The sequence below is a fragment of the Polaromonas sp. P1_G4 genome (assembly GCF_056405475.1).
In genome coordinates this window covers 1-555 of sequence record NZ_JBFUCA010001057.1, presented here as the reverse complement: position 1 = coordinate 555, position 555 = coordinate 1, and the positions used below count along the sequence as shown (strand labels likewise).

Here is a 555-nt window from a genome sequence, read left to right as displayed (position 1 = left end):
ACCCGGTCCAGTGCTTCCACRCTGGACGCAATCCCGCTGATGAGGTGGTCAAGGAACACAAGATCGGTGTTCCCCGAGGGCCAATTAAACGGCTGCTCGTACAGCTGAGGGAAGGGCGAGTCATTGCTACGCCCACTGACGCTTTTGACCTCGGAAAACCAGTCTATCGGTTGCTGGTCGTTCATCCACAAAATCACATCCAGTGCCGCGTGCTCCACGGCGGTGCAGAGAACAGCCTCCCTATCCTGATCTTGGTACTGTGTCTTCAGGGTATCGACATCGTTGTGCTTCGCGGACTCGACAACGACTTCATCACGCGACAGGTTTTCATAGAACCCTTCAGGCGCGATCAAAAGCGCACCCTGCTCCCTGAAGATCCGTGCGCCTAAGGAATTTTCACCACTGTCGAACGAGTGCCAAATCGGGCTGCCACACTGGGTGACGGGATTCAGGTTGTCTTTGCATCTCTCAACGACCCACCGGCAGGTTTCGATGGCTTCGAATTCTGCTGACGACAAAACAATATGCAATACAGTTTCGCCGTCGGTGTTGGTT

At 54.5% G+C, this 555-nt stretch carries 1 protein-coding gene; it reads right to left on the bottom strand.

What is annotated here, in order from left to right; translation table 11 throughout:
- The coding region (locus AC1D1X_RS25335) for a hypothetical protein (RefSeq protein WP_477699641.1) at positions 1-555 on the bottom strand (555 nt) is incomplete at both ends.